The organism is Actinomadura barringtoniae (assembly GCF_017573505.1).
Classification (GTDB): Bacteria; Actinomycetota; Actinomycetes; order Streptosporangiales; family Streptosporangiaceae; genus Spirillospora; species Spirillospora barringtoniae.
Genome location: NZ_JAGEOJ010000013.1, coordinates 70,486 through 96,825 on the forward strand (window position 1 = coordinate 70,486; position 26,340 = coordinate 96,825).

Sequence of the window (26,340 nt, forward strand, 5' to 3'; positions counted from 1 at the left end):
GGATCCTCACAGGGGCGGAGAAGGTCGTTCATCAGCGCCGCATAGGCTTCTGCACATGAGGCTGGGGGGAGCGCGCGGGCTCCGCGAGCGCTGGAGTGCGGCCCGCAGGCGAACGCGCTGGGCGGCGGCGACGGGGGCGGTGGTCCTGGTCGCGGCGGGCGGCGCGGCATGGGGCGTGGCCGCGGACAGCGAGCCCGCCGTACGGACGCAGGCGCAGCGCGTCCCGGTCGTCGACGGGCCCGCCAACGACCAGCATGTGACGTTGGACACCACCTTCTACGAGCCCGTCGGGCGGTCGAAGGCGCCGGTGGTCATGATCGGTCACGGCTTCGGCGGGTCCAAGGACGAGGTCAAGGATGACGCCGAGAAGCTGGCGCGCGCCGGCTACGGCGTCATGGCGTGGTCGGCTCGGGGCTTCGGGAAGTCCACCGGGCAGATCGCGCTCAACTCCCCCGACTACGAGGTCAAGGACGTTCGGCAGCTGATCGACTGGCTGGCCGAGCGGCCCGACGTGCAGCTGGACGGGCCCGGCGACCCGCGGCTCGGCATGACCGGCGAGTCGTACGGCGGCGCCATCGCCCTGATGACCGCCGCGTACGACAAGCGCGTGGACGCGATCGCCCCGCGCATCACCTGGAACGACCTGGCCGTCTCGCTCTTCCCCAACGGCACCGAGGGCGGGACCGCGAACGCCGGGGTCTTCAAGAAGCTCTGGGCCGGGCTCTTCTTCACCAGCGGCTCGGACGGCTCGTCGTGCGGGCGCTTCATGCCGTCGGTCTGCTCGATGTACCAGAAGGTCGCCGAGACGGGCGCGCCGACGAAGGAGGCCGTGGACACCCTCCACCGGTCCAGCCCGGCGTCGGTCGCCGACCAGATCAAGGTGCCGTCGCTGCTGATCCAGGGGCAGACCGACTCGCTCTTCCCGCTCGACCAGGCCGATGCCAACGCCAAGGCGATCGAAAAGAACGGCGCCCCGGTGTCGGTCGTCTGGTTCCAGGGCGGCCACGACGGCGGCGACCCCGAGACCGGGCGGCTACAGGGCCTGGTGGGCGGCTGGTTCGACCGCTACCTGAAGAAGAAGAGCGGTGCGGGCGATTCGAGCGGCAAGGACGGCTTCACGGTCACGCGGGCGGGCGGCATCGACTCCTCCACCCAGCGCGTGGTCGTCGAGGCGGCGAGCGCCCGTTCGTACCCCGGGCTGAACGCCGGGACCCACCAGCTCGCCCTCACCGGCCGCGAGCAGACGATCAACAACCCGGCGGGCGGCTCCCCCGCCTCGATCTCCGCGCTCCCGGGCCTCGGCGCGCTCGGCAGCCTCGGTGATCTCGGCGGCGCGGGCGCGCTGACCGGCCGGCTGCCGGTCGACATGCCCGGTCAATCCGCCACGTTCGACACCGCGCCGCTCGACTCCGCGCTGCGCCTCACCGGCGCCGCGAGCGTGCGGATCAAGGTGACGGGCAAGGGCGACGTTCCATTGTTCGCCAAGCTGTACGACGTCGCGCCCGGCAAGGGCGGCGATGGCGCCAACGCCTCACCGGCTCGGCGGCTGGCCGCTCCCCTGCGCGTGGAGAAGGCCGACGACGGGCGCGAGGCCACGGTGACACTGCCCGCCATGGACTACCGCTTCGACCGAGGCCACCGGCTGCGGGTCGTCATCGCCACGACCGACATGGGCTTCGCCACGCCGCCGCAGCCCGCCACCTACAAGGTCGCGATCGCGTCCGGGCTGACCGTGCCGACCGTTCCCGCGCTGACCGCACCCGCCGCGCCGCTGCCCGCCTGGGTCTGGGTGCTGCCCGCGGTCGCGCTGGCGATCGCCGCCGGGATCCTGGTCACCGGGCGCAAGGGCCGGCGCGAACGCGGCGCCGAGGCCTACGACGCCTCGCTCGCGGACGTTCCACTGCAGATCAAGGGCCTGACCAAGGCGTACAAGAACGGCCACCTCGCCGTCGACGACCTGACGTTCACCGTCGAGAAGGGCCAGGTGCTCGGCCTGCTCGGCCCGAACGGCGCCGGCAAGACCACGACGCTGCGCATGCTGATGGGGCTGATCCACCCCGACTCCGGCGAGATCCGGATCTTCGGGCGGCACGTCACGCCGGGCGCGCCCGTGCTGTCGCGGCTCGGCTCGTTCGTCGAGGGCCCGGGGTTCCTGCCGCACCTGTCCGGGCGCGACAACCTCGACCTCTACTGGCGCGCGACCGGGCGGCCCGCCGCCGACGCGCACCTGGAGGAGGCGCTGGAGATCGCCGACCTCGGCTCGGCGCTGGACCGCGCGGTCCGCACGTACTCCCAGGGCATGCGGCAGCGGCTCGCGATCGCCCAGGCCATGCTCGGCCTGCCCGATCTGCTCGTCCTCGACGAGCCCACCAACGGCCTGGACCCGCCGCAGATCCGCGAGATGCGCGACGTGCTGATCCGGTACGCGGAGGCGGGACGGACCGTGATCGTGTCCAGCCACCTGCTGTCGGAGGTCGAGATGACCTGCACGCACGCGGTGGTCATGGCGCAGGGCCGCCGGGTCGCCGCGGGCCCGGTCGCCGAGATCGTCGGTTCCGGGCGGCGGCTCGAGGACGCCTTCCTAGAGATCATCGGCACGGGGAACGGGGAGGCTTCACCGTGAGCGCGACCGCATCGCTGAACGGGCGGACCGACGGCGGCGGCGACGGGGACGCCGCCGGGACCGAGACGAGCCACGGCTACGACGTGCGGCACACCCTGCCGCTGCGGGTCGAGGTCGTACGGCAGTTCCGGCGGCGCCGGACGCTGTTCGCGTTCGGGATCCTGCTGGTCCTGCCGTGGATCCTGGTCGCCGCGTTCAAGATCGGCGGCGATCCCGGGCAGGACGGCGTGCCGGGCCTGGTGGACGTCGCGACCTCCAGCGCCCTCAACTTCGCGCTCTTCGCCTTGTTCGTATCGGTCGGGTTCCTGCTGGTGGTCGCGGTGGCGCTGTTCTGCGGCGACACCGTGGCGAGCGAGGCCGGCTGGTCGTCGCTGCGCTACCTGCTCGCGGCGCCCGTGCCACGCGCCCGGCTGCTGCGGCAGAAGCTGATCGTCGCACTCGGGTACGCGGCGGTCGCCGTCGTGAGCCTGCCCGCGATGGCGCTGGTCGCGGGCACGGTCGGGTTCGGCTGGGGCTCGGTCGAGCTGCCGACCGGCGGCCAGGTCCCGGTCGGCACCGCGCTCGGCCGGATGGGCATCATCGTCGCGTACGCGCTGATCGGGCAGCTGGTGGTGGCGGCCCTGGCGTTCCTGCTCTCGGTCACCACCGACTCGCCGCTCGGCGCCGTCGGCGGCGCGGTCGGGCTGGTGATCGTGAGCAACATCCTGGACGCGGTGACGGCTCTCGGCAGCTGGCGCGACTTCCTGCCCACGCACTGGATGTACTCGTGGATGGACGCCCTCCAGCCGCAGATCCAATGGACCGGCATGGCCAAGGGCGCCTCGATCTCCATCGCGTACGCCGCCGTGCTGTTCGCCCTCGCGTTCCGCCGCTTCCGGACCCGCGACGTCGTTTCCTGAGCTCGGCCCGGCTCAGTCACCGGCGCGCGTCGCGGCGATCACCTCGTCGGTGGTGCAGACCGTGCCGAGCAGCGGGAAGATCTTCGCGACCGCGAACTCGTGCATCTCGGTGGTGAACGAGGACATCGCGTCGTGCGGCAGCAGCAGCTCATAGCCGTGGTCGCTCGCGACGCGCGCGGTCGACTCGACGCCGGCGCTGGTCGCGATGCCGGTCAGCACCATCGCGCCGATGCCCTGGCCGCGCAGCTTGTCGTGCAGGCCGGTCTCGTGGAAGGCGTTCCACGCCTGCTTGGTGATCAGCAGGTCGCCGGGGCGCGGCGCCATCTCCTCGACGAGCTCGCTGCCGGGCGGCTGCTCGGGCACGCCGGGCCGTTCCGCCTGAACGATCACGACGAGCCCGCCGGTCTCCCGGAAGGCGTCCGCGAGCCGCATCGACCGGCGGACGACGTCGGCGCCGGTGTGCGGCCCGATCTCCATGCCGACGATGCGTACCTGCAGGTCGATGATGACGAGCGCCGTACGGGGCGCGTCGAGGGTGAGTGCGGTCATGAGGCCGCATTCTAGAGAGCGTTCCGCCCGACTCCACCCCATCCAGGAGACACGGTGCGTACCCGTAACGACACGCATTGCGATATCGGCTTCCCCAAAATCGGTCGAAGAGGTCGAGGTTGTCGCATAAGCTCAGCGAACCTCACCGATCTCGGGTCCGTCCAAGTGAAGTGAGAGCGACATCGGCTCGATCTGCGGATTAACCACAGCCGCAACGGGGGAGATGATCACCATGGCACGGCAGCAGCTCATCAAGCGCCCGAGACCTCCACGTCAACCGAGCCCGTTCGATCTCCGGACGCCGTCCGGCCGACTCCTGCCGTACTGACACAAGCTTCCTCCGCCTCCCGCGGAGTCGATACAAGGACGCGGGGCCTCCACGTGACGCAGATCACGTGGAGGCCCCGCGGCGTTTCCGGTGCTCATACCCTGGGCGAATGGAACTCCGGCAGCTTCGCTACTTCGTGGCGGTCGCCGAGGCCCTGCACTTCGGGCGCGCGGCCGAGCGGCTGCACATCTCCACGCCCACGCTCAGCCAGCAGATCAAGGCGGTCGAACGCGAGATCGGCGCGCCGCTGCTGATCAGGCACAGCCGCGGCGTGCGGCTGACCCCCGCGGGCGAGGTTCTGCTCCGTACCGCCAAGGAGGCACTGCGGGCCGCCGACGACGCGCTGCGCGAGACGCGGCGGGCGGCCGGGGTCGCGGACCCGGTGCTGCGCTTCGGGCTGCTGAACGGGGTGCCGCCGTGGCTGCCGGGGCGCGTCGAGGACCTGCTGGCCGAGCACGTGCCCGGCTGCCGGATGACCATGCTCGGTGGCTCGACCGCGCAGCAGCTGGCGATGCTGGAGAGCGGCGAGGTCGATCTCGCGCTGCTGCGCATGCCGTCGGCGACGCCCGCCGGCCTGCGGCAGGTGCGGCTGGCCGACGAGGAGTTCGGTGTGCTGATGGCGGCGGCCCACCCGCTGGCCGCACGGGAGATCGTCGAACCGGCCGAGCTGTCGGGCCGCGAGCTGATCCTTTTCGCGCGGGAGTTCGCGCCGGACGTGCACGACTCGATGGTGGAACGGCTGCGCGCGCTCGGCGCCGACGTCGTGCTGAGCGAGAGCGCGATGCCGCACGCGCAGCTGCGCGCCGTACTGCCGCTGCGGCCGGACGCGTTCAGCCTGAGCTCCGCACGCGCCGCCGCGCCGCCCGACCTGGTCTGGCGGCCGTTCCGGGACGCACCGCTGTCGATCTCGTACGCGGCGGCCTGGCGGACCGACGCGCGCAACCCCGCGCTCCAGGCCATCGTCCCCGCGCTGACCAGGAACGTTAGCCCGCGCCGAACGAGCCTTCGCTAACGCGACGTGGACGCGCGATCACGCTCGATGATCTCGTGGTCGGCATGACCACAGAACATGTAGTGATCGTTGGCGGCAGCTCGGGCATGGGCCTGGCCTTGGCCGGAGCCGTGCTCGCCGAGGGCGCCGACGTCACCGTCGCGTCCCGTTCCGCCGAACGCCTGGAGGAGGCCGCGCGCTCGCTCGGCTCCTCGCCTCGGCTTCGGACCGTACAGGCCGACATCACACGGGAGGACGACGTCGCGCGGCTCTTCAAGGAGCCCGTCGATCACGTCGTGACGACCGCCGTCGACGCCACCGGCGCGTACGGTCCCGTCGCCGAGCTCGACCTTTCGACAGCGCGGGGCGTGGTCGAGGCGAAGCTGATCGGCGCGCTCGCGGTGGCCAAGTACGCCGCTCCTGTCATCCGTGCCGGGGGGTCGATCACGTTCACCTCGGGCGTGGCCTCGGAACGGCCCGCTCGGGGCGGCACCGTCATCGCGGCGGCGAACGGTGGACTCGACGCTTTGGTGCGCGGCCTCGCCATGGACCTGGCGCCGATCCGGGTGAACGCGATCTCGCCGGGTTGGGTGGACACCCCCATGTGGGAGGCGATCGCCGGTGACGGCAAGGCCGCCGCGCTCGCCGCCAAGGCTGAGGCGCTCCCGGTGGGACGGGTCGGCCGGGTCGAGGACATCGCGCAGGCCACGCTGGCGTTGATGCGCAACGGCTACGTCACCGGGACCGTCCTGCACGCCGACGGCGGCCACCGATTGGTGTGACGGCATGTGTGTTTCCGGGGTCCCGATCTGACGGTATCCGTCAGGTGGGACGCTGTGGCTGGTGGCGAGTTGTCGGGTGGGGCGACCTTCTGGGGGTCAGATCCTTCTCACGACAAGGACCACCCTCATGCGCAAGTGGTTGCCGCTGGCGGCGGCCTGCCTCGGCTCGTTCATGTTCCTGGTGGACACGACCGTGGTGACGGTCGCGCTGCCCGGCATGGCGCGCGACCTGCCCGCCTCGCTCGAGAGCCTCCAGTGGGTCGCCAACGTCTACACGCTCGTGCTGGCCGTGCTGATGCTCACGGCGGGCTCGATCGCCGACATCTACGGGCACCGCGACACCTATGTCGGCGGGCTGATCGCCTTCGGCGCCGCGTCGCTGCTGTGCGGGCTCGCCCCGGACGCCGCGACGCTGATCGCCGCCCGCGCGCTGCAGGGCATCGGCGGCGCGGCGCTCGCGGTGACGACGTTCGCGCTCGTGGCGGGCTCGTACGACGGCAAGGACCGGGGCACCGCGATGGGCGTCTTCTTCGCGGTCACCGGCCTGGCCGCCGCCGTCGGGCCGATGCTCGGCGGCGTCCTCACGGCGGGCTTCGGCTGGCGTGCGATCTTCTTCGTGAACCTGCCGATCGTCGCGTTCACCGTCGTGCTCGCCCTCCGCTCGCTCACCAACGTCCGGCGGGGGCAGAGCGGGGCGCGGCTGGGGAAGGACGGGGCGCGGCTCGATCCGTTCGGCATGATCACGTTCGCGGTGGCGGCGGGGGCGCTGACGTACGCGCTGACGGCCGGCGAACGCGGCTGGTACTTCGTCGCGGCGGCCGGGCTCGTGGCGTTCGTCGCGGTCGAACGGCGTCGCGGCGGCGGGGGCGGTCCGTTGCTGGATCTGCGGCTGTTCGCGCGGCCGGCGTTCTCGACCGTGATGCTGTGCGCGATGGCGGGATCGGTGTCGTTCGCGTGCCTCGTCTACACCTCGATCCACCTGCAGTCGGGCGAGGGTTTGGGGCCCGTACGCGCCGGCCTCGCGATGACGCCGCTCGCCCTCGCCTCGTTCCTCACCTCGACGGTCGCCGGGCGCTTTCTGCACGGCGCCTCACCGCGGTTCACGGTCGGCATCGGCCTGCTGGCGGGCGGGCTCGGCTGCGCGCTGCAGGCGTGGTCGCTCACGCCCGGCCTGGTGGTGACCGGCATCGGCGTCGGGATCGCCGGGCCTTCGATGGGCGCGGCGGTGATGGCGTCCGCGCCGAAGGAACGCGGCGGGATGGCGGCGGGCGCGATGACCACGTTCCGGCAACTCGGCCAGACCCTCGGCGTGGCCGTGCTCGGCGTCGTCTACCAGTCGGAGTCCGGGCTGGACGGCGTCTACCTGACCGCCGGGGCCATCGGCCTGGTCACGGGCGGGCTCGCCGTCGCGGTGATCCGCCGGGCACCCGCGCCCGGCGTCGCCTGACGCAACCCCGGATCGCGGCGCCGGCACGCCTGGATCGCGCCGCCGCCATGATCACATACTGGGGATCATGACCACCCTCGAGACGGAACGACTGATCCTGCGGCCCCTCACCGGTGACGACTTCGAGGACTACGCCGCGATGATGTCCGACCCCGAGGTGGCGAACGGCCTCGCCGAGCCGTCCGTCACCTCGCGCGAGGACGCCTGGCGCAGCCTCGCCAAGTTCATCGGGCACCGCGAGATCCGCGGCTTCTCGCACTGGGCCCTGGTGGAGAAGGACACCGGCCGCTTCGCCGGCCGCGCCGGGCCGTGGCAGCCGTACGGCTTCCCGGGCCTCGGCGTCGGCTGGTGCCTGGCCCGGCCGATGTGGGGCAAGGGCTACGCCACCGAGGCCGCCCGCGCCGCCCTCGCGTACTGCTTCGACGAGCTGGACGCCGAGGAGGTCGTCTCGCTGATCCTGCCGGGCAACGAGCGTTCGGTCTCGGTCGCCGAACGCATCGGCCACCGCTACCTGCGGGACGTGGAGTACCTGGGGCGCACCGCCCGGATGTACGGCCAGCAACGCCCACGCTAGGGGTGGTGGTCGGCTTCGGGTCGGCTTCGGGCCGGCTTCAGGTCAGCTCGGGAGGCGGGAGAGGAAGCGCTCGCGGTCGACCACCACGCGTTCGACGCGCCCCTCGCCCACGACCGTTCCGCGCGCGTCGGTCGCCGAGACCGCGAACGCCAGGCGCCGGCCGTCCACCTCGACGAGCTCGGCCACGATCGTGACCCGCATGCCCACGGGACTGGCCGCGCGATGGTCGAGCTCGACCCTGGTGCCCACCGAGGTCTCGGTGTCCGCCAGCGCGGCCACGATCGCCTGAACGGTCGCGGCCTCGGCGAGCTCGACCAGCCGGGGCGTGCCGAGCACGGGCACGTCCCCGCTCTCCATCCGTTCGGCGGTGTCGTCGGCCTCGACGACGATGACCCTCTCCGCCCGCAGGCCCGGCTTCATCGCGATCGCCATCAGCGCAACAGTCCCTTGGTCGTGAGGTCGTCGAAGATGATCTGGTCGACCGGCGAGACCCTGTCGCGGTCGGCGTACGAGAGCCAGACGACCTCCTCGATCTCGCTGCTGGGCGCGAGCGTTCCCTCGTAGTCGGCGGTGTAGCAGGTCATGCGCACGACGACCCCGGCTCCGTGCCCGTGCGCCTGCGCCTCGTACACCCCGAGCGGCTCGACCGTCGCGGGCAGGACCGCCACGGTCAGCTCCTCGCGGATCTCCCTGACCAGCGTCTCCTGATCGCTCTCCCCCGCCTCGCGCTTCCCGCCGGGCAGGTAGTAGGTGTCCTTGCCCTTCGACCGGGTGCTGAGGATCTTGCCGTCCTCCACCCGGACCCAGGCCACCTTGTCGATCACTTGGACACCTCCCTGAACTCCACCGTTCCAGCCACCGTAACGGCCGCGATCAACGGAAATGTCACCGAGCCGCTACCGTTGGTCCTTCCCAGCGGCCGGAGCATGCCATGCAGCAGACCCGAGGCCAGGGCGCCCCAGGCGCCGACTCCCCCTGGAACGAGATCGTGCCCAACTTGTGGATGGGCGGGCACTTCTACCAGGACGCCGCCGGTCGCCTCCCCGCCATCGTCGACGGCGAGTTCGACGTCGTCGTCAGCCTCCACCACCAGGACGGGTACGGCCCGGCGCCGCACGTGGAGCACCACTACGCCCGGATCCCGGACGGCCCGCTGGCCCCGGACGAGATCGCCGAGGTCAGCCGCCTGGCGGCCGTGACCGCCGCCGCGGTGACCGCCGAACGCCGCGTCCTGGTCCGCTGCCATTTCGGCTACAACCGTTCAGGCCTGGTCGTCGCGCAGGCCCTGATCACGATGGGGCACGACACGGACGACGCGATCTCGCTGATCCGGCGCCGGCGGTCCGAGTGGGCCCTGCACAACCATCTCTTCGTCGCCTACCTCGGGAACGGCCTCACCAGGTGACGATGTCAACGATTCCTTGACATCTGGGCGAACGTCAAGGAATCGTTGACACCATGAGCCGCCGCGCCCCCGGTCTGCTGATCATCTCCGTACTGCTGCCGCTGATGGGCATGCTCCTGGTACTCCAGGCCGCGTATGACAGCCTGATCTTGTGGATCCTCTTCATCGTCGTCGCGCTCGCCGTGTTCGTCGTCGGAGTGACGTCGGCCGCCACGGCCTCCCGCCGGCCCTCTCCTTCCGATGAGGCCCGGCTCGACGAACTCGAACCGCTCCGCCCCGAAGAGGGGAACGAGCGTTGAAGCTCACCGAGGACCAGGCGAACGCCATCCGCGAAGCCGTCGCCGAAGCCGTACTGACCGTGTCAGCCGAGCAGAGCCCGGCCGACCAGGGCCCTGGCGACGACGCGGACTCCCAGCTGCTCGTGGTCGCCGCGTCGGCCGTGGCCGCCGAAGAGTCCAGCAGGCTGCTGCGCCAGTCCATCACCGGCGCCCGCGCGGCCGGCAACAGCTGGGAGGCGCTCGGACGCCTGCTGGGCATCAGCCGCCAGGCCGCACAGCAGCGCTTCGGCACACCCAGCCCGTCTGCTTCTGTTCCCGCGGAGTCCCCGACCCGGCGCGTCCTGAAGCCTCTCCACGCGTTCAACGAAATGGACGCGCTGGCAAAGGAAGGCCTTCGCGGGTGGCACGCGGTCGACTACGGCTACCTCTTCCACCTGGTCGAGTCCTCGTCCCAGCAGTGGGAGCACCGTCGCCTCTGGTGGCCGTCGCGCCGCCGTCGCCGTGCGATGGAGGAGCAGGGCTGGCAGCTCATCGAGCCGTCCGACTTCGACTCTCCGTGGGCCTACTACAAGCGCCCCCTGGACAGCCCTGCCGCTCCATAGACATCGGCCATTCAGCGCTCAGGCGGCGCAGATGGCCTTCTGAGTCGCGTCGTACAGGTGCTTCTGCGCGTTAGTCGGGCCGTAGCCGCTGTAGACGTTGACGGCGTAGGAGACCTGCTTCTCGCCGTTCTCCCGGTTGAGGACCCCGGTGATGAAGCCGTTGATGTCGCCGCCCTTGGCCCAGATGCGCCCGCAGGGCAGGTCGAACCATTCGAGGCCCGCGCTGAAGCCGTTGGTCGCGCCACTGGCCGGGACCGGGGTCGTGACCTCGCGCTGCTGCGCCGGCTGCAGCAGCTTCCCGCCCAGCAGCGCGCGCTGGAACTTCGCGAGGTCCTGCAGGGTGGACACCATGCCGCCCGCCGCCCCGTACGACTGAACGTTCAGCGTGGTGACGTCGTTGTACGGCGGCGTACCGATCCAGATCGACGGGATCGAGTAGCCGTGCAGGAAGTTCCCGTGCATCTGCGGGTCGGACGTCGGGTAGGTGGTGCCCTTGAGGTCGAGCGGCCCGATGATCCGCGTCTGCACCTCGTCCCCCGGCTCCTTGCCCGTGACCGCCTTGATGATCATCCCGGCGAGGATGTAGTTGGTGTTGCAGTACGTGGGCCCGCTGCCCGGCGCGCCGGTCGGCTTCTTCGTCATCGCCCGCTTCACCAGCTGCTCGGGTGTCCACTGCGTGTTCGGGTGCACCGGGGCGTCGTCGAACATCGCCTTGTCGAGATAGTCCGGCAGGCCCGAGGTGTGGTTCAGCAGCTGCCGGATGGAGATCTTCGTTCCGTCGTTCCCATTGCCCGTGACCAGGCCGGGCAGCCAGTGGTCCACGGTGTCGTCGAGCGACAGCTTGCCCTCGCCCGCCAGCTGCAGGATCACGGTCGCGATGAACGGCTTGGTGTTGCTCCCGGTCCGGACCTGCGCGTCCGCGGTCGCGGGCACCTTGGTCGCCCGGTCGGCGACGCCGCCCGCCAGGTCCGTCACCCCACTGGCGTCCCTGACCTCCGCGAGGACCGCCGGGTAGCCGTCGGTCACCCCCTGCTCGAGCTCGGCCCGCATGATGTCGGCCGCCGTCTCCGCATGCGCCGGAACGGCCGACGCCGTCAGGGCAACCACCACGGCCGCCGCCGCTCCGGCGACCGACCTCGCACGCATGAAGTCCATGGCTTCTCCTCAGGACACTGTTGATCAGGCGGCGATCATACAAACATCAATGTATGTATGAACGCCACTCCGTCCCCGGAGAGGCCCACCCATAAGCGCTATAAGGCCCCGACCGCATACGCGAGCAGATCCGCGAACCGCACCCAGGGATACACCGGCACGTTCACAGGGCGATGGCCGTTGCGCACAAGCTCGCGAAGGTCACCCCTGACCGCCCCGACCCGTTCAGCCAGCGAGTCCGAGGCGCCGACCCGCGCGAGGTACTCCACCGCAAGCGCATCCAGCACCCCGCGCAACGTCACACACCGCTCAAGCCACTCACCAGGCACCACCCCTGCGTCGGGCAGTGGCAGCCCTGCTGCGAGCGGAGGCATGTGCAACGCCGGCGGCGACGAGGCCGCATCAGACCGTCCCGGTCCCGCCAACCCCGCGTTGGGCGGGGGCAGGGTTCGGAAGTAGCGATGGCGGTCAGCTACGGCCGCCACCAGTCCCAGCCTCGAGGGGGCATCGCGGCCGGGCCACCTGGGAACGGCGAAGAAGTCCAGGTCCGCCGCACGTGGAGAACGGCGACCCGCCGCCTTCTCCGTTCGCCGTATGGCCGCGAAGACGTCCACCTCGTCCAGCCAGACCGAACGGCTCTCCTCCAGCACGTTCAGCGCCCGGGCCATGGCGGGGGCATCCCGCCGAAGGTCGTGCAGCGGGCGCGCAAGCGTCGTCGCGTACGCCCAGGTCGCGTGGAAGCCGAGCGGGCAGTAGCGCTCGACCGCACAACGCAGCGCCCCGTACCGCAGCCTGTCGTTCAGGTCCTCATCCCGCACACGCCGTGCGTACGTACCGAAACTCAACCCTCAACACCCACCTCAGCCGTCACTTCGACTTTAGGATCGGTGCGGTGAACGAGCGATCCCCCGCCGAACCTCCCTCCGAGCCCCCCGCCGAGCTTCCTGCCGAGCTTCCTGCCGAGCCTCCTGCCGAGCCTCCTGCCGAGCCTCCTGCCCAGCGGCTCTCCCCAGGACGCCACGGACTGTCGCGCGAGGAGGTGCTGGCCTCGCAGCGGGGCCGGATGCTGGCGGCGATGATCGATGTAACCGCCGAGAAGGGGTACGGGGCGACCTCGGTCGCCGACGTCCTCAAGCGGGCGGGCGTCTCCCGGCTGACCTTCTACCAGAACTTCTCGTGCAAGGAGGAGTGCTTCGCCGCCGCCTACGACCTGGTGGCCGAGGCGGTCCTGAGCAAGTTGCTCCCCGGCATAGCCGCCTCCGGAACGGCCGCCTCCGGAACGGCCGCCTCCGGAACGGCCGGCGCCGGAACAGACAGCCCCGGACCAGCCGGCTCTGGAACGTCCCAGACTGCCATGGACTCGGTCGTGGCGGCCGTGGGCGCCTATCTCGAAGCGCTGGCCGACGAGCCCGCCGTGGCCAAGGTCTTCCTGGTCGAGGCGTACGCCGCCGGTCCCCAACTCCTGGCGCGCCGCAGCGCCGTACAGAAGTCCGTGGTCCAGGTGGTCGCCGACCTCCTGTCCGCCAAGACCCCCGCCCAGCAACTGGCCTGCGAGGCGATGGTCGGCGCGATCGTCTCCCTGGCCACCAACCGGGTCGCCGACGGCGACTTCGACGCGCTCCGCTCCCTGCACGCCCCGCTGTCCGAGCTGATCCGTGGCCTGGCCGTTCATATATAGCCATCGATGTCTATAAGTGATACCGTCCCGGCACATGACGAGGCTGGGAAATAAGACGTGCCTGATAACGGGCGCCGCCAGCGGGCTGGGCCGCAGCCTGGCCCTGGCGGCGGCGGCCCGTGGCTCAGCGCTCGTGCTCACCGATATCGCCGCCGAGGGGCTCGAACGCACGGCGCAGGAGATCCGCGAGCTCGGCGGCGAGGTCCGCCTCGCCCAGCCCGTGGACGTGACCGACTACGAGGCCGTTCAGGCCCTGGCGGGCGCCGTCCACACCGAGCTGGGCAGCGTCGACCTCCTGATGAACGTCGCCGGAGTGTCCGCCTGGGGCCCGGTGGACCGCCTCACCCACGAGCACTGGCGGCGCATGGTCGACGTCAACCTCATGGGCCCGATCCACATGATCGAGGCGTTCGTTCCCCCCATGATCAAGGCGGGCCGCGGCGGCCACCTGGTCAACGTGTCCTCGGCCGCCGGCCTCTTCGGCCTCCCCTGGCACGCCGCGTACAGCGCGAGCAAGTTCGGCCTCCGCGGCGTCTCCGAAGTCCTGCGCTTCGACCTGCGACAGCACCGCATCGGCGTCAGCCTCGTCTGCCCGGGCGCGATCGACACGCCCCTGGTCGGTACGGTCGACATCGTGGGCATCGATCGTTCAAGCCCCCGCGCGCAACGGGTCGTCGAGGCGTTCACCCGCCATGCGGTCTCCCCCGACCGCGCCGCGCGACTGATCCTCCACGGCGTCGAACGGAACCGCTACATGATCTACACGTCCCGCGACATCCAGGTCGGCCACTGGGTCCAACGCGTCTTCCCGCCCCCGTACGACTTCACCATGCGCGCCCTCAACTGGACCTGGACGCGTTTCGCGGACCGTCATGCCTGAGCCGCGCATCCGCCCCGGAAGCCTCCGCGAGGTAGGCCTGCTCACCTGGAGCATCAGCCAGGTCTCGGGCCGCGCCACCGGCACGACGCCGCCCAACCTCTTCCTCACCCTGGGCCTGAACCGCGGTCTTTTCCGCGGCTGGCTGCGCTTCGCGTCCAAGCTCATGCCCCGCGGAACGCTTCCCCGCCGCGAGACCGAACTCGTCATCCTCCGCGTGGCCCACCTGTGCGACTGCGCCTACGAGTTCGAGCACCACGTTCGCCTGGGCCGCCGCGCAGGCGTCTCCGCCACCGACGTGGACCGAGTCACCGCCGGCCCCTCCGCCGAAGGCTGGAACACCCGCGAGCACGCCATCCTCCTGGCCGTGGACCAGCTCCACACCACCCGCGACCTGGACGACACCACCTGGTCCCGCCTGCGCAGCCAGCTGACCGAGCCCGAGTGCATCGAGCTCATGCTCCTGGCCGGCCACTACGAGATGCTCGCGACCACCATCATCGCCCTCCGCATCCAGCCCGACAGAAAGCGAGAGCACCGCTCTTGACAAAGACCACCGTTCTCTAGACACTGCTCTCAAGAGAGAGCAGTGCTCACCATTGGAGGACGGTCATGAAGCTTCACGTTCCCGGCGGCCACATCGCCTACGACCTCACCGGTCCCGAGGACGGCCCGCTCGTCGTGTGCGTGCACGGCATGGGCGACAACCGTTCCACCTACCGCCTGCTGGCCCCCGAACTGGCCGCGGCCGGCTACCGCGTCGCGACCATGGACACCCGTGGCTACGGCGAGTCGAGCACCGGCTGGCCCACCCACTCCCACGAAGCCGTGGCAGGCGACCTGCTGGCCCTGATCAACGCCCTGGGTCGCCCCGCCACAGTCATCGGTCACTCGATCGGCTGCGCCGCCGCGGTCTCGGCCGCCGCGACGGACCCCGACTCGATCTCGGCACTGGTCCTCATCGGCACGTTCGCCGGCGGCAACAAGCCCAAGGCCTGGATGCGGGCGGCGTCCTGGCTGGTGACCCGCACCCCCGCCCTCTGGACCACGTTCTACAAGACGCTCTTCCCGGCGGCCAAGCCCGCGGACTTCCCCGAAGCGGCCGCCGCCCTGAAGTCCAACCTCGCCGAGCCGGGCCGCATGTCCGCGCTGCGCGCCCAGACCGCCGCCATCCTCGCGGGCCTCGACCTCCGCTACAGCGAGGTCCGCTGCCCCACCCTCCTCATCACCGGCACGAAGGACCCCGACATGGCCGACCCGGCCGCCGAGGCCACCCGAGCCGCCGAGCAGCTCTCAGCCACCGACGCCACCATCGCCATGATCGAGGAGTCCGGCCACTACCCCCACCTCGACCAGCCGCAGCGAACCCGGCAGGCGATCCTCAAAGCCCTCCCCGCCATGGCCCTCACCGCAGAGACCCCAGCTCCTTGAGGACGTCCTCCCACCGCGGCATCGGCGCACCGACCTCGAACATCACGCGCACCCCCATGGACCGCAGCACCTCAAGGTTCGGCTGGAACGCCGCATGCCGGGCCAATTCCTCTTTGACCTGCGGAACCGCAACGGTCGGGACCCCCATCCCGACGTGCTCGCACAGCATCCCCACGGCCACGGTGTCGGTGATCCCCAGCGCCCACTTGTTGACCGAGTTGAACGTCACCGGCACCGCCACGACCGCATCCGCGGGCGGCAGCCCGTTCGAGGTCTCATGCGGCTCCCGAAACGAAGTCCGCACAGGCGCCCCCGTCAACGTCTCCAACCGTTCAACATCCAGGAACTTGGCCCCCATAGGCGTAGCGATCACCCGAACAACCCACCCCGCCCCCTGAGCCATCTCCACAAACGTCCCCAGTTCACCAGCCGTCGGAGCCCCACAAGCAACCACATACACAACCCTCAACTCACCCACCCTCCCCCTGCCGCTCAGCACCCGTATCAAAGAAGCGGCTCAAATAGGCGTCCGCCCCAAGCTCGCTGTCACGCACCAACGAGAAGACCTCCGCGCCCTCGCCGAGCGCTTCCTCGCCACCAATCCAATACGCCTGAGCGAACGCCAGATACTCGACCCCCACAGCCGCCGCATACTCGGCCGCTTCCCCTTCCGCGCGGGCTATGGCCTCATCAAGGGAACCCGCACGCCACACGGTGACGCGCTCCTCATAGGACTGCTCACCGACCCCACGAAACAAGCAGCGAACCCCGTACCACCCAGCCCGCGAAGGCTGTTGAGCCGAGGTGTTCGGCCCACAGATGGGCCGCGTGGAGAGTGGAAATGGGTCGCGGGCTCGGGTAGGCGAAAGTAATGGTCGTCAACGGGCGCCGATCGGAGGGACGGCTGTCGGCGGGAAGCCGAAGACGACGACCAGGCCGGGCTGGTGGAACGAGAAGATCTGACTGATGCCTCCACTGGTGACGCTGAGGACCACTATCCCGTACGCCTCGTAGGCGCCGTGTCGATCCTTGGTGTAGGCCACCGCGGCGGGCTGCCCGTTGGCCCTCGTCGGCAGCATGAGCCAATCGCCGGGCGATCCCAGCACGCGGGTACGGAGATAAGCCACGCAGGTCTCGTAGCCGGTGAACCAGGTCGTGAAGGGGGTCGCCTCCAGGGTGGCATCCCGGCACAGCAGCCGTTCCAGGGCCGACGCGTCGGCGTTCTGGAAAGCCGCGATGTACTGCTCGAGGAACTCATGAGCTTCCGGCTCCGTGGGCTGAATGATCTCGTCAGCCGCAGGGGCCAGCTCCCGGAGCCTGGCGCGGGCACGTTGCAGCGTGCTCTTGACCGCCGTTGTGGTGGTGCCGAGCATGACGGCGACTTCGGTGGCCGGGAAGGACAACACCTCCCGCAATATGAGCACGGCCCGTTGTACGCCGGACAGGTACTGCAGGCTGGCGACAAGCGCCACCCGCAGGTCCTCGCGCGCAAGGATGATGGAGGCGGGATCGGCCGCGCCCTCGGCGAAGAGCACGTCAGGCGCCGGCTGAAGCCAACGTACAGCCGGTTCTGCCGCCACCGGGACGGCCTCCGGGTCTGGTTCCGGACCGCCGAGGCCCGAGGGCAGCACACGCCGGCTGTGATGCGCCAGCGCGGTCAGGCAGGCGTTGGTGGCGATCTGGTAGAGCCAGGTGCGCACCGATGACCGGCCCTCGAACGTGCCGTAGGAACGCCAGGCACGCAGATAGGTCTCCTGCACCACATCCGTGGCGTCGTCCACCGAACCGAGCATGCGATAGCAGTGCGCCAGCAGCTCCCGCCGGAACGGCTCGGTGTCCCTGACGAACGCCTCGCTGTCGGGAACGACGGTCTCCTCGTCAGATCCGCCCAAGGTCAAAACTGCTCTCCGGTCATAGGGAGCGGCCGAGGAAGGCGGCCAGCCGATCGGCCAGGCAAGCGCTGTCAGGAGCCTCGACGATGGGCCCGAAGATGGCCTCTCCTTCAGGTCCACGGTAGGCGTCGAGGATCTCGACCCGGGCTTGGGCGAGGAGCTCTTCGGCGAGTTCGGGATCCAGGTCGGTGTGGTGCCCGATGGCGCGGGCGAGGTCCCACCCATGGGTGAACTGGTCTCTGGCGAGCATGCCCATCAGGTCCGCACCGGAGAACTCACCGAACGCCAGCTCGATCGTCTTCTCCAGAACGCCGGCAGCCCCGAAGGCCTCCATCGCGACCTTGATGCTGTCGTCGTAACTGGCGAGGAAGTCGCCAGACCCATGGTCCTCGCCGGTGTCCGCATAACCCGCGCCCATGACGGCTGAGGCCCCCCACCGGGCCGAGCCGACGAAATGGTTGATCAGGGCCCGCACGTCCCACGACGCGCACGGCGTCGCAGCGTCCAACTGGCCGGGTTCGACCTTCGCCAGCACGACCCGGGTACTGGCGAAGGCCCGGCTCAGCTGCCGGATGCCCATGGAGTCTTGCTTGCTCTCCATCGTTGACGATCCTCTCGTAGCCGATGCGGCCTCACCCCCGCAGTCGCGGCGGGTCCTCGGCCCACAACAGGTAGACCTTCCGGCATCAGAAAAGGAATCGCGGCATCGGCCGCCGGGCTAACCCCCGGCTGAGAGGCGCCAAGCACTGGTCGTGAACTCGGGCGGGACTTCACCGTCCCAGGGATCTATCCCGCGACGTTCCATCTCATCGAACCAGGCGTCCCGCTGCGAGGGCGGCAGTCGCGTTCCGCACCAAGGGCAGAACTCGATGCAAAGCGTCGAACTCCCGCCGTCGTGAATGATGAGCCCGTACTCGTCGAACTTGGCGCTGTAGAAGACCACCGCGTCGCCGCAGTCGAACGGGTCCTCATGGAGATCGCAGTCGTACTCGAGGTTGCGAGTCATCGTCTCGCAACAGTGCCGCACATCGGCCATCCGCAGGACGGTGCGCCGATCGGGCGGCTGAGCATCGCGCCCGATCTGGCTCATTCGATGACCTGGTGAGCCTCGACGATGAACTCGCCATACCCCTCGTCATTGACCGAGCGATGATCGATGGCGACGCGGATACGGTCTCCGGGGAGATCACGCTCAAGGACCACCGCGTACAGGTACAGCGGGACCGGGAACTCGGCATCCGCCTCCGGCACGTCCTCGTCATCCCAGAACAGAGGCGTCTTGTCGATGATCGAGTGTCGTACACCTCCCGCATCAGTGAAGACGACCTCGGCGACCCATGGGTAGTGATCGCGATCGACCCACCGAGTGGCCTCGGCGACCAGCTGGGCAGTAGGCCAGGAATCGTCTTCGGCGGCATCTGCCGAGTGTGAGTCCATCGGTGTCGTCTCCTACGCGCGTCCTTCTTCGGATCAAGAATGAGACGAGCATGGCATCCAGCACCGGGTCAACGGTGGTCACATGCCGGTGTTCACGGCTCGGTTCGCCTCGCGCCCTTTGTCCTCGGCCCGGCGGCAGTGTGCGGCTGAGGACAACCACACCCACGCCATCGCCTCGGTCTCTTTGGCCGTGACCTCGACCGGAGTGAAGCGGGCGGGATCCATGATCGCGCGATAGGAGGCGACGTCGTCGAACATCCGGTGAGAGACGATCACTCCGAGCTCGGTTCCCGACTCCGCCACCGCGTTCCTCAGGCAGGCCGAATCCAGCAGCCGGTACAGATGGGTGACCGCCCTGCCGACGACCCCGTACTCGTCGTACTGCACGTGTCCGGCGTGCACGGCCATCCGCAGCCGCATCCGCGCCGCGCTGCCGTACAGCCTGTTTCCTCGCCTCAGCACGGCGTCCACGTGGTAGAGCAGCGGCTCCACGACGAGGTAGTCGGGGGTGTCCGGAGGCAGAACGATCAGAACGCCGTCCCCTCGGTCCTCCGCATGGCAGACCTCCCAGGGCAGGCAGGTCATGGCGAACGCTTCACACAGGTAGGCGTACAGCCGGCGGCGCAGCTCCCGCTGGACGACCTCGTCCCGGCCCGGCGCGTTGAAGGAGACGATGTCGAGCCCGACGAGCGACGTATATCTCCGCGGTTGGATGGCTCGGTGAATGCGCGCGGAAAATCCATTCAGCGTCGTCTGGGGCAGGAGCTCTGCCGGTTCTCTCACTGTCACCCGCTGAACCGGCCGTCTTACTCTCATGACACCTACGGGCCTTTCTACGCATCGGGCCCGGGCTTCCTGGCCCCGGCGCCGCGGGAGCGGCACCTCGGGCTTCATGCAGGTGACCTGCATCTCTCACCCGTTCCCGCCATTATTAACCATCCGGCGAGAGGCTCCTGATTTTAGCTAACTGCATGCTGTAGGTATGCCGCGAGCAGATGCATGCCTGCCTTACAAGAACCTTCCTACCGGAAACCTCGCGCCTCGAAGGAATCCTTCTCGCCATCCGGCGCTCCGTGACGTTGCAATGCGCAATCACGCAGGTATTACGGATCAGCAGCCTCTGCCACCACACCATGCACAGCCGTCGATCTCACGATCTAGCAGCACCTGCATACTGCACTTGGTAAACCGCCACCTCGCTGATTTAATCTGTGCATCCCGACGGACCGCCAACAGCAATGTGGCGGTCCGACCGTGGACGCCACAACTCGATCTTTGCTCCCCCAGTAAGGACTCGGTATGGGCATGCCGTCCGGTCCCGGCCCTGTCGTCCAGCGGGCCATCCTGAGCAGTGAGCTGCAGCGCCTCCGCCGCGAGGGAGGGCAGACACAAGATCAGGTCGCCGCCGTCCTGGATTGGTCGGTGTCCAAACTGATCCGCATCGAGGGCGGCACCGTCGGAGTCACGACCACCGACCTCCAGGCCCTGCTACGCCTCTACGGCATGGATGACGGCGATCCCCACGTGAACAGGCTGACCGGCATCGCCCGGGACACGCGGCAGCGGGGCTGGTGGGCGCTGTATCGAAAGGATGTCAACCCCGACTATCTCGAATACATCGGGTACGAGGCGGGGGCGACGACAATTCGCAATTGCGCACCGCTACAGATTCCAGGCCTCCTCCAAACTGAGGATTACGCGAACGCCCTCACCGTGGAGTTCGTCACGGAGCCTGGCCAGCGGGATGTCGTAGTGGAAGTTCGCATGCAGCGCCAAGAGACGATCCTGGAGAAGTCCAACCCACCCGAGATCTACATCATCCTGGACGAGGGAGCGCTGCGGCGCCGGGTCGGAGGGCAGCGCGATCCAGACATCATGCCGGAACAACTTCGGCACATCCTGGACATGGCCGCTCGACCCAACATCACCATCGAGGTCATTCCCTTCTCACAGGGCGCCCACTTCGGCGTTATGGGCGAGTTCACATTGCTCGAGTTCAAGGATTCCAGACTCGAGGATGTGCTGTTCCTGGAGAACGCACGCGCATCAGACCTGACGATCACCGACCGCGACTCCCGCATCACCGACTACAAGGTCGCTTTCGAGAATCTCCGCCAGCTGGTCCTGCCGCCAGAGGAAACCGACGCCCTTATAGAAGGCATCATCAGATCGATGCTCTAGCGCGGTCGAGTGCATCCACGGCTGGAAAAGCCGCTCATCAACCCCCGTGACGAACGGCTCTTCTCAGCTCAAGAGTGATCCGCGTCGCGCTGATCACTCTCCTTCACGTACTACCGGCAAGTCCAGCCGTCCAGTCCGCACCAGGTCGACCAAGCAGGACCAGGCCGTCGTCGGCAGCGCGATGACCGCGCCACCGTCGGCAACCTTCGAGTCTTGGACGAATATGGCGGAGCCGGCCGAGGCCACTTCGACACAGCCACCGGACCCGCTGGCCGAAGCTTTGTGCCAGACAACCTGGTGAGACGTCCCTTCGATGCTCAGCGTGCCTGCACGGCTGATCGCGCGACGTTGCGACTGGCTCATCGACCCATATCCTTCCAGGCAGGCTGATATGCCCGCACGAGCGCTGATGCTGTCTGGACCGCAACCTCCGCATGCGCGGATGATCACAGAGCGCAATCTACCTCTCTGCAGCGGGAGCACCATCTTGGCCCTGCCAGAGGCCGCGCGGGCCGCGTTTTCCCCATAGGTGTAGACCACCCGCGACTACTGACCGCTGCAGCACCGCGGCTAGTGCCACCGCCCACCCAGGGCAGCGAATCACCATCAGAAGACCATGGCTGCGGTCAGGGTGGTTCAGGCAGAGGGATGTGCCACCACCGACGTGGGATACGACCGGACGACGGCCTACAAGGCCGCCCGAGCATTGCGCGAGGACATGGCTTACCTGTGGCCATCCCTGGAGCAGGGCCCGACGCAAGCGGGGACTTCACCCAGAGCTGATCGCATTGCATGACACCCGTTCAGACGCCCCGTTCGAGCTCCGGCGGACGCTCTTCACCCAGGCGCGCGAGCGGATCGAGATCCTGGTGTACGCAGCCGTCTTCCTGCACGAGCAGTGGCCCGACTTCAACGACCTCTTGGAAGCGAAGGCCGCCGCTGGTTGCCGCGTGCGCATCCTCCTGGGCGACGCCGACGCGGCAGCCGTCAGCCAGCGAGGCGAAGAGGAGAGGTACGGCCACGGGATCGAGAGCCGGTGCCGGGTTGCGCTCCTGCACTACGCGCCGCTGATCGAGACGCCCGGCATCGAGGTGCATGTTCACGCGACGACGCTCTACAACTCGATCTATCGCGGCGACGATCAGATGCTCGTCAACGCCCACGTGTTCGGGATGAACGCCTACGGCGCCCCACTTTGGCACCTCAGGCGAGAGACCGAGGGCGGTGTGTTCGATGGCTACGCCGAGAGCTTCGAGGGTGGCCCGCCGAGCGGGACCAATGACCCTAGTAGCGCTATGACATACCGGCGAGGTTGGCAGCATGGCGTCTGAACCGATAGCGGCTGGTCGCGGCAGCGCCACGCGTTGGGTGGGCAAGGATGTTGAACGTGTGCGGACGCGCGTGATGCAGGCCAAGCGGGATGCAGTGGCAGCGCAGCTGCGCCAAGCACGGATAGCGGCCGATGCGAAGGAGTGCCAGCGACGGCTAGCTGAGTTGACAGACATGGTTGCGTGGCGAACGGCCCCCCGCCAGGGACGGCGTTCCGCTGAAAGGACCGGGCAGCGGCTTCTAGCTGGGATGACGCTTGAGACGGAATTGCCGACACGGCGCCGGCCGGACTCGCCTTAACGGCTGCCCCTACGGGGTGGCCTACGGCCATACCGGCAGGCCCCGACCCTGTCAGCGCGAAGGGAAGCCGCGGCCCTCAGGTTGAGTACCGCCCCGCTCATAGAAGCAGCCCCTACCCGAAGCCGGGGAGGGGCTGTCCTGCTATCTACGGACCGTTCTGGGCAGCGCTAGGGGATCTGTTCCGACACAGCGCAGAGCACGTCATGGATCTGATCGGCTACCCGATCCACATCGTCCAGCGGCCCGAGCGGGAGCCCTGCCTTGGGGCACGTCGAGCTATTGGGGTCCCAGCCGAACGTGGCCGCGTCCGCGTCCCACACCACTCGCCATGGACCCGCCTTGCAGCACGAAACCCGGACGTACCGATCCGGTTCGTCTTCATTCACCCGTAGCCACTCGGTAGTGCGGACGACGGCCGAGTCCACCCCCGGATGCCGACTCTCCAGCATCGCGAGCAGGGCATACAGCGGACTCGGGGCGGACCGTTCGGCGGTATCGGGCATGACGAACTCCTCTCTTCCATCACCGGACATGGAGCGGGCCCCGGGGAGGCACGATGGCGATCTCCCGGAGCCCGCGCACCCGCGTGTCAGGGACCGGACCGACACGCGAGCGGGTCTACTGCTTAGGTGGCTTGCCCGCGATGCGGTTCACGTTCGCTTCCGCGTCGGCAAGCACGTCCGCGATCGATCCCGGCAGGAACCCGTGCGCGGTCAGCAGCCGCTCATAGATCAAGCGCAGCCTCGCCCACGCAGTGCAGAGCGCCTCAGGGGCCGCCCGATCGCCCAGGTCCTTCAGGAACGTCCTCGCTTCCTCGGCCGCGAACTTGTTCAACACCTTGAGCAGAGTCGGGGAGTGGTTCCTCGCGGTCCACGCCTCCCCGAACGCGCCGACCCCGAGGGGCACGAGTTCGGCCGGAGGCGCGAACAGTTGTTCCGCTCGTGCCGCTTCGTCGTAGATCTTCGGCCAGTCACTCACGCCGCCATCGCCTCCCGCAGGACGCGGGCCGCGCGTGCAGGGTCCGACACATGCGCGAGCATCGCGCCCGACTGCGACACGATCCAGCAGTTCCCCTGTGCGTATGCCAGCCCCAGGACCGCCTTGCGCTGCTTGTCTCGCCGCACCACAGCGAGCCACGAGACCCCGTTCGCCCGGATGAACTCGGTCCCCCCGCAGAGCTACGTTCGGAAGATTCCGGCAGCAATGGCAACAAGCCCGGAGGGCGATCACCGTGAGCAACTCCCTTGACCCGGATCGTTCGCTCTGGCACGTCATCGCTATTGAGGTGCGGAGACAACGCGAACTGCATGGGCTCTCCGAGACGGCCCTTGCGAGGGCACTCGACTGCAACCGCTCCACTGTTTCCAGGATCGAAAACGGGCTCCGGAGGCTGTCGGCCAAGTACGCGGCAACGCTGGACGAGCTGTGGCAGACGCGGCTCCTGTTCACGCGACTGGTCGCGTTCGCGAACGCGACAGATGACGGCGACTGGTTCACCGGGCTCAAGGACTATGAGGCGCGGGCAACACGCATCAAGATGTGGGAACTCTCCGTCGTGCCCGGACTCCTCCAGACGCCCGACTATGCACGGGCAGTTCTGTCCGCAGGACTCGTCAGCGACGTTGACCGCGAGCTTGAGAAACGGCTCTCGCGCCAGGCCGCCGTGTTCGAGAAGCCCAAGCCCCCGCACATCTCGGTGATCCTCAACTGGGTGGTCCTGGAGCAGCCGTTCGGCGGTCCTGACGTCATGCGCGGCCAACTCGCCAGGTTGCTCGAAGTAGCCGATCTATCCAACGTGAGCGTCCGTGTGCTGGAGAAAGGCGCAGGCGATCACATGGGAGTCGAGGGACCTTTCAAGCTGTTGACGGTGGATGATAGGGATATCGCCTACACCGATGCCCCCACCCGAGGCCGCCTGATCCTGGAACCTCCGGACGTCCAGTACCTCTCTGTGGGGTTCGATCGCATAGGCGACATCGCCGCCACAGTGCGCCCCTCACGGGCGCTGATCGAAGGAACGATGGAGACCTATCAATGACGGAGTGGCGCAAGTCCAGCCGCAGCACAAGCGCTGAGAACTCGGACTGTGTGGAGGTTGCCAACCTCGCCGGAACCATCGGCGTGCGTGACTCCAAGGACCCGGACGGCCCCAAGCTCACTCTCTCCCCCAGCGCGTGGCGCTCCCTCGTGCACCGCGTCAAGGCGGACGACGAGACCGCCTGACCAAACGCCAAAGCCCCGACCGAAGCGTGCGGTCGGGGCTTCGTGCTGAACGACTAGGTCACCCGTCAGCAGGGGCTACGCCGATCGGACAACTGAGTCCTGTGCCGCCTAGGCCGCAGTAGCCTCCGGGGTTTTTATTGTCCGAGAGGTACTGCTGGTGGTAGTCCTCGGCGAAGTAGAACTCGGGGGCCTGGGTGATCTCGGTGGTGATCTTGCCGTAGCCGGCCTTTTCGAGGACCTTTTGGTAGGCGTCTCGGGAGGCTTCGGCCTGGGCCTTCTGGGCTTCGGTGCGGTAGAAGATCGCGGAACGGTACTGGCTGCCCACGTCGTTGCCCTGGCGCATGCCCTGAGTGGGGTCGTGGGCCTCCCAGAAGACGCGGAGGAGGTCTTCGTAGGTGACCTTGGCGGGGTCGTAGACGACGCGGACCGCTTCGGTGTGGCCGGTACGGCCGCTGCAGACCTCTTCGTAGGTGGGGTTGGGCGTGTAGCCGCCCTGGTAGCCGACGGAGGTGGAGACGACGCCCGGGGTCTGCCAGAACTTGCGTTCGGCACCCCAGAAGCAGCCGAGGGCGAACTCGGCGATCTCGGTGCCCTCTGGATAGGGCGGTGCGAGGGGAGCGTCCAGCACCTCGTGGCGCGGTGGGACGGGCAGGGGCTCCTCACGGCCGGGGAGCGCCTTGTCCGGCGTGATCATCTCGGTCTTCGCGAATCCGAACACACTTAGAGGCTACTCAACGATGGGCCATGAGATAGGCACGGGTGGTCTCGGCCTCGTGGGCGTAAGGCTTTCGTTCGATGTATGCGTCGACGGTGAAGCCGGCGTCGGTGAGAGCGGTCTCGATCTCGGGGCGCAGATAGAACTGGAAGTCGAGCGAGACCTGGTGGCCCCACCACTCGTCCATGTGGCGGACCTCGTCGCCCAGGTGGAACGCGAGCAGCAGGACGCCGGAGGGCTTGAGGACGCGGTAGAACTCGGCGAACGCCCGGGGCAGGTCCGCCGGCGGGATGTGGATGATCGAGTAGAGCGCGACGATGCCGCTCCAGGCCTGGTCCGGTACGTGCAGCTCACGCATGTCGCCGGTGTGGAAGCCGATGCCGGGGTGGCTCGCCGAGGCGATCTCGATCATCCGGGGTGACAGGTCGATGCCGAGCACGGGCGTACCGAGGCCGTGCAGGTGGGCGGCCACGTGGCCGGGACCGCAGCCGATGTCGGCGATCGGGCCGCTGACCGAGTCGGCGAGCAGCTTGAGCAGCGCGCGGTCGAGCGGCTTGGCGGCGAGCTCGTCCTGGAGCCGCTCGGCGTACTCGCCGGCCACCTCGTCATAACTGTCGCGCGTGCTCATCCGTCTCCCGTCATCA

The 26,340-nt window shown here is 68.8% G+C and carries 35 protein-coding genes; 17 read left to right on the forward strand and 18 right to left on the reverse strand.

The window, feature by feature from the left end; all coding sequences use genetic code 11:
• The first annotated feature begins 55 nt into the window (after window positions 1–55).
• On the forward strand, window positions 56–2,623 hold the full coding sequence (locus J4573_RS30180; protein ID WP_208259296.1) for an alpha/beta fold hydrolase: 2,568 nt from the start codon (window positions 56–58) through the stop codon (window positions 2,621–2,623).
• On the forward strand, window positions 2,620–3,522 hold the full coding sequence (locus tag J4573_RS30185) for an ABC transporter permease (protein WP_307797013.1): 903 nt from the start codon (window positions 2,620–2,622) through the stop codon (window positions 3,520–3,522). Before J4573_RS30180 ends, J4573_RS30185 begins: the two co-directional genes overlap by 4 nt.
• 12 nt (window positions 3,523–3,534) lie before the next feature.
• Here J4573_RS30185 and J4573_RS30190 read toward each other — a convergent pair whose 3' ends face one another.
• The gene (locus J4573_RS30190) at window positions 3,535–4,071 is read right to left on the reverse strand and encodes an isochorismatase family protein (protein ID WP_208259297.1); all 537 of its coding nucleotides are present in this window, start codon (window positions 4,069–4,071) and stop codon (window positions 3,535–3,537) included.
• A 437-nt stretch (window positions 4,072–4,508) separates the two neighbouring features.
• Here J4573_RS30190 and J4573_RS30195 point away from each other — a divergent pair, with 437 nt between their 5' ends.
• The 4 genes from J4573_RS30195 to J4573_RS30210 all read left to right on the forward strand — a co-directional run bounded on the left by J4573_RS30195 (window position 4,509) and on the right by J4573_RS30210 (window position 8,193).
• Window positions 4,509–5,411 (forward strand): LysR family transcriptional regulator, encoded by a 903-nt coding sequence (locus J4573_RS30195; RefSeq protein ID WP_208259298.1) that lies wholly within the window; start codon window positions 4,509–4,511, stop codon window positions 5,409–5,411.
• A 44-nt stretch (window positions 5,412–5,455) separates the two neighbouring features.
• Window positions 5,456–6,172 (forward strand): SDR family oxidoreductase, encoded by a 717-nt coding sequence (locus J4573_RS30200; protein ID WP_208259299.1) that lies wholly within the window; start codon window positions 5,456–5,458, stop codon window positions 6,170–6,172.
• Window positions 6,173–6,299: 127 nt separating this feature from the next.
• The gene (locus tag J4573_RS30205) at window positions 6,300–7,619 is read left to right on the forward strand and encodes an MFS transporter (protein WP_208259300.1); all 1,320 of its coding nucleotides are present in this window, start codon (window positions 6,300–6,302) and stop codon (window positions 7,617–7,619) included.
• Between the two features lie 67 nt (window positions 7,620–7,686).
• Window positions 7,687–8,193: a GNAT family N-acetyltransferase gene (locus tag J4573_RS30210; protein ID WP_208259301.1), complete on the forward strand. Its 507-nt coding sequence runs from the start codon at window positions 7,687–7,689 to the stop codon at window positions 8,191–8,193.
• Between the two features lie 42 nt (window positions 8,194–8,235).
• On the opposite strand, the gene J4573_RS30215 is transcribed toward J4573_RS30210, so the two are convergent.
• Window positions 8,236–8,625, reverse strand: coding sequence for a thioesterase family protein (locus J4573_RS30215; RefSeq protein WP_243773814.1), 390 nt, complete (start codon window positions 8,623–8,625; stop codon window positions 8,236–8,238).
• Window positions 8,625–9,017, reverse strand: coding sequence for an NUDIX hydrolase (locus tag J4573_RS30220; RefSeq protein WP_208259302.1), 393 nt, complete (start codon window positions 9,015–9,017; stop codon window positions 8,625–8,627). Before J4573_RS30220 ends, J4573_RS30215 begins: the two co-directional genes overlap by 1 nt.
• A 107-nt stretch (window positions 9,018–9,124) precedes the next feature.
• Between J4573_RS30220 and J4573_RS30225 the strand changes: the two genes are divergently transcribed.
• Genes J4573_RS30225 through J4573_RS30235 form a run of 3 tightly spaced genes read left to right on the forward strand, consistent with a single transcriptional unit; the run spans window position 9,125 to window position 10,478 of the window.
• Complete coding sequence (locus tag J4573_RS30225; RefSeq protein ID WP_208259303.1) at window positions 9,125–9,598, forward strand: protein-tyrosine phosphatase family protein; 474 nt, start codon at window positions 9,125–9,127, stop codon at window positions 9,596–9,598.
• Window positions 9,599–9,651: 53 nt separating this feature from the next.
• Window positions 9,652–9,897, forward strand: coding sequence for a hypothetical protein (locus tag J4573_RS30230; RefSeq protein ID WP_208259304.1), 246 nt, complete (start codon window positions 9,652–9,654; stop codon window positions 9,895–9,897).
• A complete protein-coding gene (locus J4573_RS30235; RefSeq protein WP_208259305.1) occupies window positions 9,894–10,478 on the forward strand; it encodes a hypothetical protein in 585 nt (194 codons plus the stop codon). The genes J4573_RS30230 and J4573_RS30235 overlap by 4 nt, the downstream gene beginning before the upstream one ends.
• A gap of 18 nt (window positions 10,479–10,496) precedes the next feature.
• On the opposite strand, the gene J4573_RS30240 is transcribed toward J4573_RS30235, so the two are convergent.
• Both J4573_RS30240 and J4573_RS30245 read right to left on the reverse strand, forming a co-directional pair.
• Entirely contained in the window at window positions 10,497–11,633 is a 1,137-nt protein-coding gene (locus J4573_RS30240) for a serine hydrolase domain-containing protein (protein ID WP_208259306.1), read from the reverse strand.
• Between the two features lie 98 nt (window positions 11,634–11,731).
• On the reverse strand, window positions 11,732–12,451 hold the full coding sequence (locus J4573_RS30245; protein ID WP_208259307.1) for a hypothetical protein: 720 nt from the start codon (window positions 12,449–12,451) through the stop codon (window positions 11,732–11,734).
• Window positions 12,452–12,525: 74 nt separating this feature from the next.
• Here J4573_RS30245 and J4573_RS30250 point away from each other — a divergent pair, with 74 nt between their 5' ends.
• The 4 genes from J4573_RS30250 (at window position 12,526) to J4573_RS30265 (ending at window position 15,619) form a co-directional block, all read left to right on the forward strand.
• Window positions 12,526–13,311 carry a TetR/AcrR family transcriptional regulator gene (locus J4573_RS30250; RefSeq protein WP_208259308.1) on the forward strand — a complete coding sequence of 262 codons (786 nt, stop codon included), beginning with the start codon at window positions 12,526–12,528 and terminating at the stop codon, window positions 13,309–13,311.
• 34 nt (window positions 13,312–13,345) lie between these two features.
• A complete protein-coding gene (locus tag J4573_RS30255) occupies window positions 13,346–14,191 on the forward strand; it encodes an SDR family oxidoreductase (protein WP_208259309.1) in 846 nt (281 codons plus the stop codon).
• A complete protein-coding gene (locus tag J4573_RS30260) occupies window positions 14,184–14,735 on the forward strand; it encodes a carboxymuconolactone decarboxylase family protein (RefSeq protein WP_208259310.1) in 552 nt (183 codons plus the stop codon). The genes J4573_RS30255 and J4573_RS30260 overlap by 8 nt, the downstream gene beginning before the upstream one ends.
• Window positions 14,736–14,800: 65 nt before the next feature.
• Complete coding sequence (locus tag J4573_RS30265) at window positions 14,801–15,619, forward strand: alpha/beta fold hydrolase (protein WP_208259311.1); 819 nt, start codon at window positions 14,801–14,803, stop codon at window positions 15,617–15,619.
• On the opposite strand, the gene J4573_RS30270 is transcribed toward J4573_RS30265, so the two are convergent.
• The 7 genes from J4573_RS30270 to J4573_RS30300 all read right to left on the reverse strand — a co-directional run bounded on the left by J4573_RS30270 (window position 15,594) and on the right by J4573_RS30300 (window position 19,731).
• Entirely contained in the window at window positions 15,594–16,022 is a 429-nt protein-coding gene (locus tag J4573_RS30270; RefSeq protein ID WP_243773815.1) for a flavoprotein, read from the reverse strand. The two genes, J4573_RS30265 and J4573_RS30270, sit on opposite strands and share 26 nt — an antisense overlap.
• Before the next feature lie 67 nt (window positions 16,023–16,089).
• Window positions 16,090–16,377 (reverse strand): hypothetical protein, encoded by a 288-nt coding sequence (locus tag J4573_RS30275; RefSeq protein ID WP_208259313.1) that lies wholly within the window; start codon window positions 16,375–16,377, stop codon window positions 16,090–16,092.
• A gap of 120 nt (window positions 16,378–16,497) precedes the next feature.
• The gene (locus tag J4573_RS30280) at window positions 16,498–17,517 is read right to left on the reverse strand and encodes a sigma-70 family RNA polymerase sigma factor (RefSeq protein ID WP_208259314.1); all 1,020 of its coding nucleotides are present in this window, start codon (window positions 17,515–17,517) and stop codon (window positions 16,498–16,500) included.
• 13 nt (window positions 17,518–17,530) lie between these two features.
• Window positions 17,531–18,112: a TIGR03086 family metal-binding protein gene (locus J4573_RS30285; protein ID WP_208259315.1), complete on the reverse strand. Its 582-nt coding sequence runs from the start codon at window positions 18,110–18,112 to the stop codon at window positions 17,531–17,533.
• A 117-nt stretch (window positions 18,113–18,229) separates the two neighbouring features.
• Window positions 18,230–18,547, reverse strand: a complete 318-nt coding sequence (locus J4573_RS30290; protein WP_372442918.1) for a DUF6980 family protein — start codon at window positions 18,545–18,547, stop codon at window positions 18,230–18,232.
• 50 nt (window positions 18,548–18,597) lie between these two features.
• The gene (locus tag J4573_RS30295; RefSeq protein WP_208259316.1) at window positions 18,598–18,948 is read right to left on the reverse strand and encodes a hypothetical protein; all 351 of its coding nucleotides are present in this window, start codon (window positions 18,946–18,948) and stop codon (window positions 18,598–18,600) included.
• Between the two features lie 78 nt (window positions 18,949–19,026).
• The gene (locus tag J4573_RS30300) at window positions 19,027–19,731 is read right to left on the reverse strand and encodes a hypothetical protein (RefSeq protein ID WP_208259317.1); all 705 of its coding nucleotides are present in this window, start codon (window positions 19,729–19,731) and stop codon (window positions 19,027–19,029) included.
• Between the two features lie 516 nt (window positions 19,732–20,247).
• Between J4573_RS30300 and J4573_RS30305 the strand changes: the two genes are divergently transcribed.
• Window positions 20,248–21,129, forward strand: coding sequence for a helix-turn-helix domain-containing protein (locus J4573_RS30305; protein ID WP_208259318.1), 882 nt, complete (start codon window positions 20,248–20,250; stop codon window positions 21,127–21,129).
• Between the two features lie 93 nt (window positions 21,130–21,222).
• On the opposite strand, the gene J4573_RS30310 is transcribed toward J4573_RS30305, so the two are convergent.
• On the reverse strand, window positions 21,223–21,492 hold the full coding sequence (locus J4573_RS30310; protein ID WP_208259319.1) for a DUF397 domain-containing protein: 270 nt from the start codon (window positions 21,490–21,492) through the stop codon (window positions 21,223–21,225).
• 425 nt (window positions 21,493–21,917) lie between these two features.
• On the opposite strand from J4573_RS30310, the gene J4573_RS30315 reads away from it, so the two are divergent.
• Window positions 21,918–22,460, forward strand: a complete 543-nt coding sequence (locus J4573_RS30315; protein WP_208259320.1) for a transcriptional regulator — start codon at window positions 21,918–21,920, stop codon at window positions 22,458–22,460.
• 465 nt (window positions 22,461–22,925) lie between these two features.
• Here the strand turns inward: J4573_RS30315 and J4573_RS30320 are convergent, their stop codons facing one another.
• The 3 genes from J4573_RS30320 to J4573_RS30330 form a co-directional block, all read right to left on the reverse strand.
• Window positions 22,926–23,261, reverse strand: coding sequence for a hypothetical protein (locus J4573_RS30320; RefSeq protein ID WP_208259321.1), 336 nt, complete (start codon window positions 23,259–23,261; stop codon window positions 22,926–22,928).
• A 115-nt stretch (window positions 23,262–23,376) separates the two neighbouring features.
• Entirely contained in the window at window positions 23,377–23,736 is a 360-nt protein-coding gene (locus J4573_RS30325) for a hypothetical protein (RefSeq protein ID WP_208259322.1), read from the reverse strand.
• Complete coding sequence (locus tag J4573_RS30330; RefSeq protein WP_208259323.1) at window positions 23,733–23,882, reverse strand: hypothetical protein; 150 nt, start codon at window positions 23,880–23,882, stop codon at window positions 23,733–23,735. The genes J4573_RS30325 and J4573_RS30330 overlap by 4 nt, the downstream gene beginning before the upstream one ends.
• A 107-nt stretch (window positions 23,883–23,989) precedes the next feature.
• On the opposite strand from J4573_RS30330, the gene J4573_RS30335 reads away from it, so the two are divergent.
• Window positions 23,990–24,796: a helix-turn-helix domain-containing protein gene (locus J4573_RS30335; protein WP_208259324.1), complete on the forward strand. Its 807-nt coding sequence runs from the start codon at window positions 23,990–23,992 to the stop codon at window positions 24,794–24,796.
• Window positions 24,793–24,981, forward strand: a complete 189-nt coding sequence (locus J4573_RS30340; protein ID WP_208259325.1) for a DUF397 domain-containing protein — start codon at window positions 24,793–24,795, stop codon at window positions 24,979–24,981. Before J4573_RS30335 ends, J4573_RS30340 begins: the two co-directional genes overlap by 4 nt.
• A gap of 58 nt (window positions 24,982–25,039) precedes the next feature.
• Here J4573_RS30340 and msrA read toward each other — a convergent pair whose 3' ends face one another.
• Window positions 25,040–25,699, reverse strand: a complete 660-nt coding sequence (gene msrA, locus J4573_RS30345; protein ID WP_208259326.1) for a peptide-methionine (S)-S-oxide reductase MsrA — start codon at window positions 25,697–25,699, stop codon at window positions 25,040–25,042.
• Window positions 25,700–25,712: 13 nt separating this feature from the next.
• Window positions 25,713–26,324 (reverse strand): class I SAM-dependent DNA methyltransferase, encoded by a 612-nt coding sequence (locus J4573_RS30350; RefSeq protein WP_208259327.1) that lies wholly within the window; start codon window positions 26,322–26,324, stop codon window positions 25,713–25,715.
• Between the last annotated feature and the right edge of the window lie 16 nt (window positions 26,325–26,340).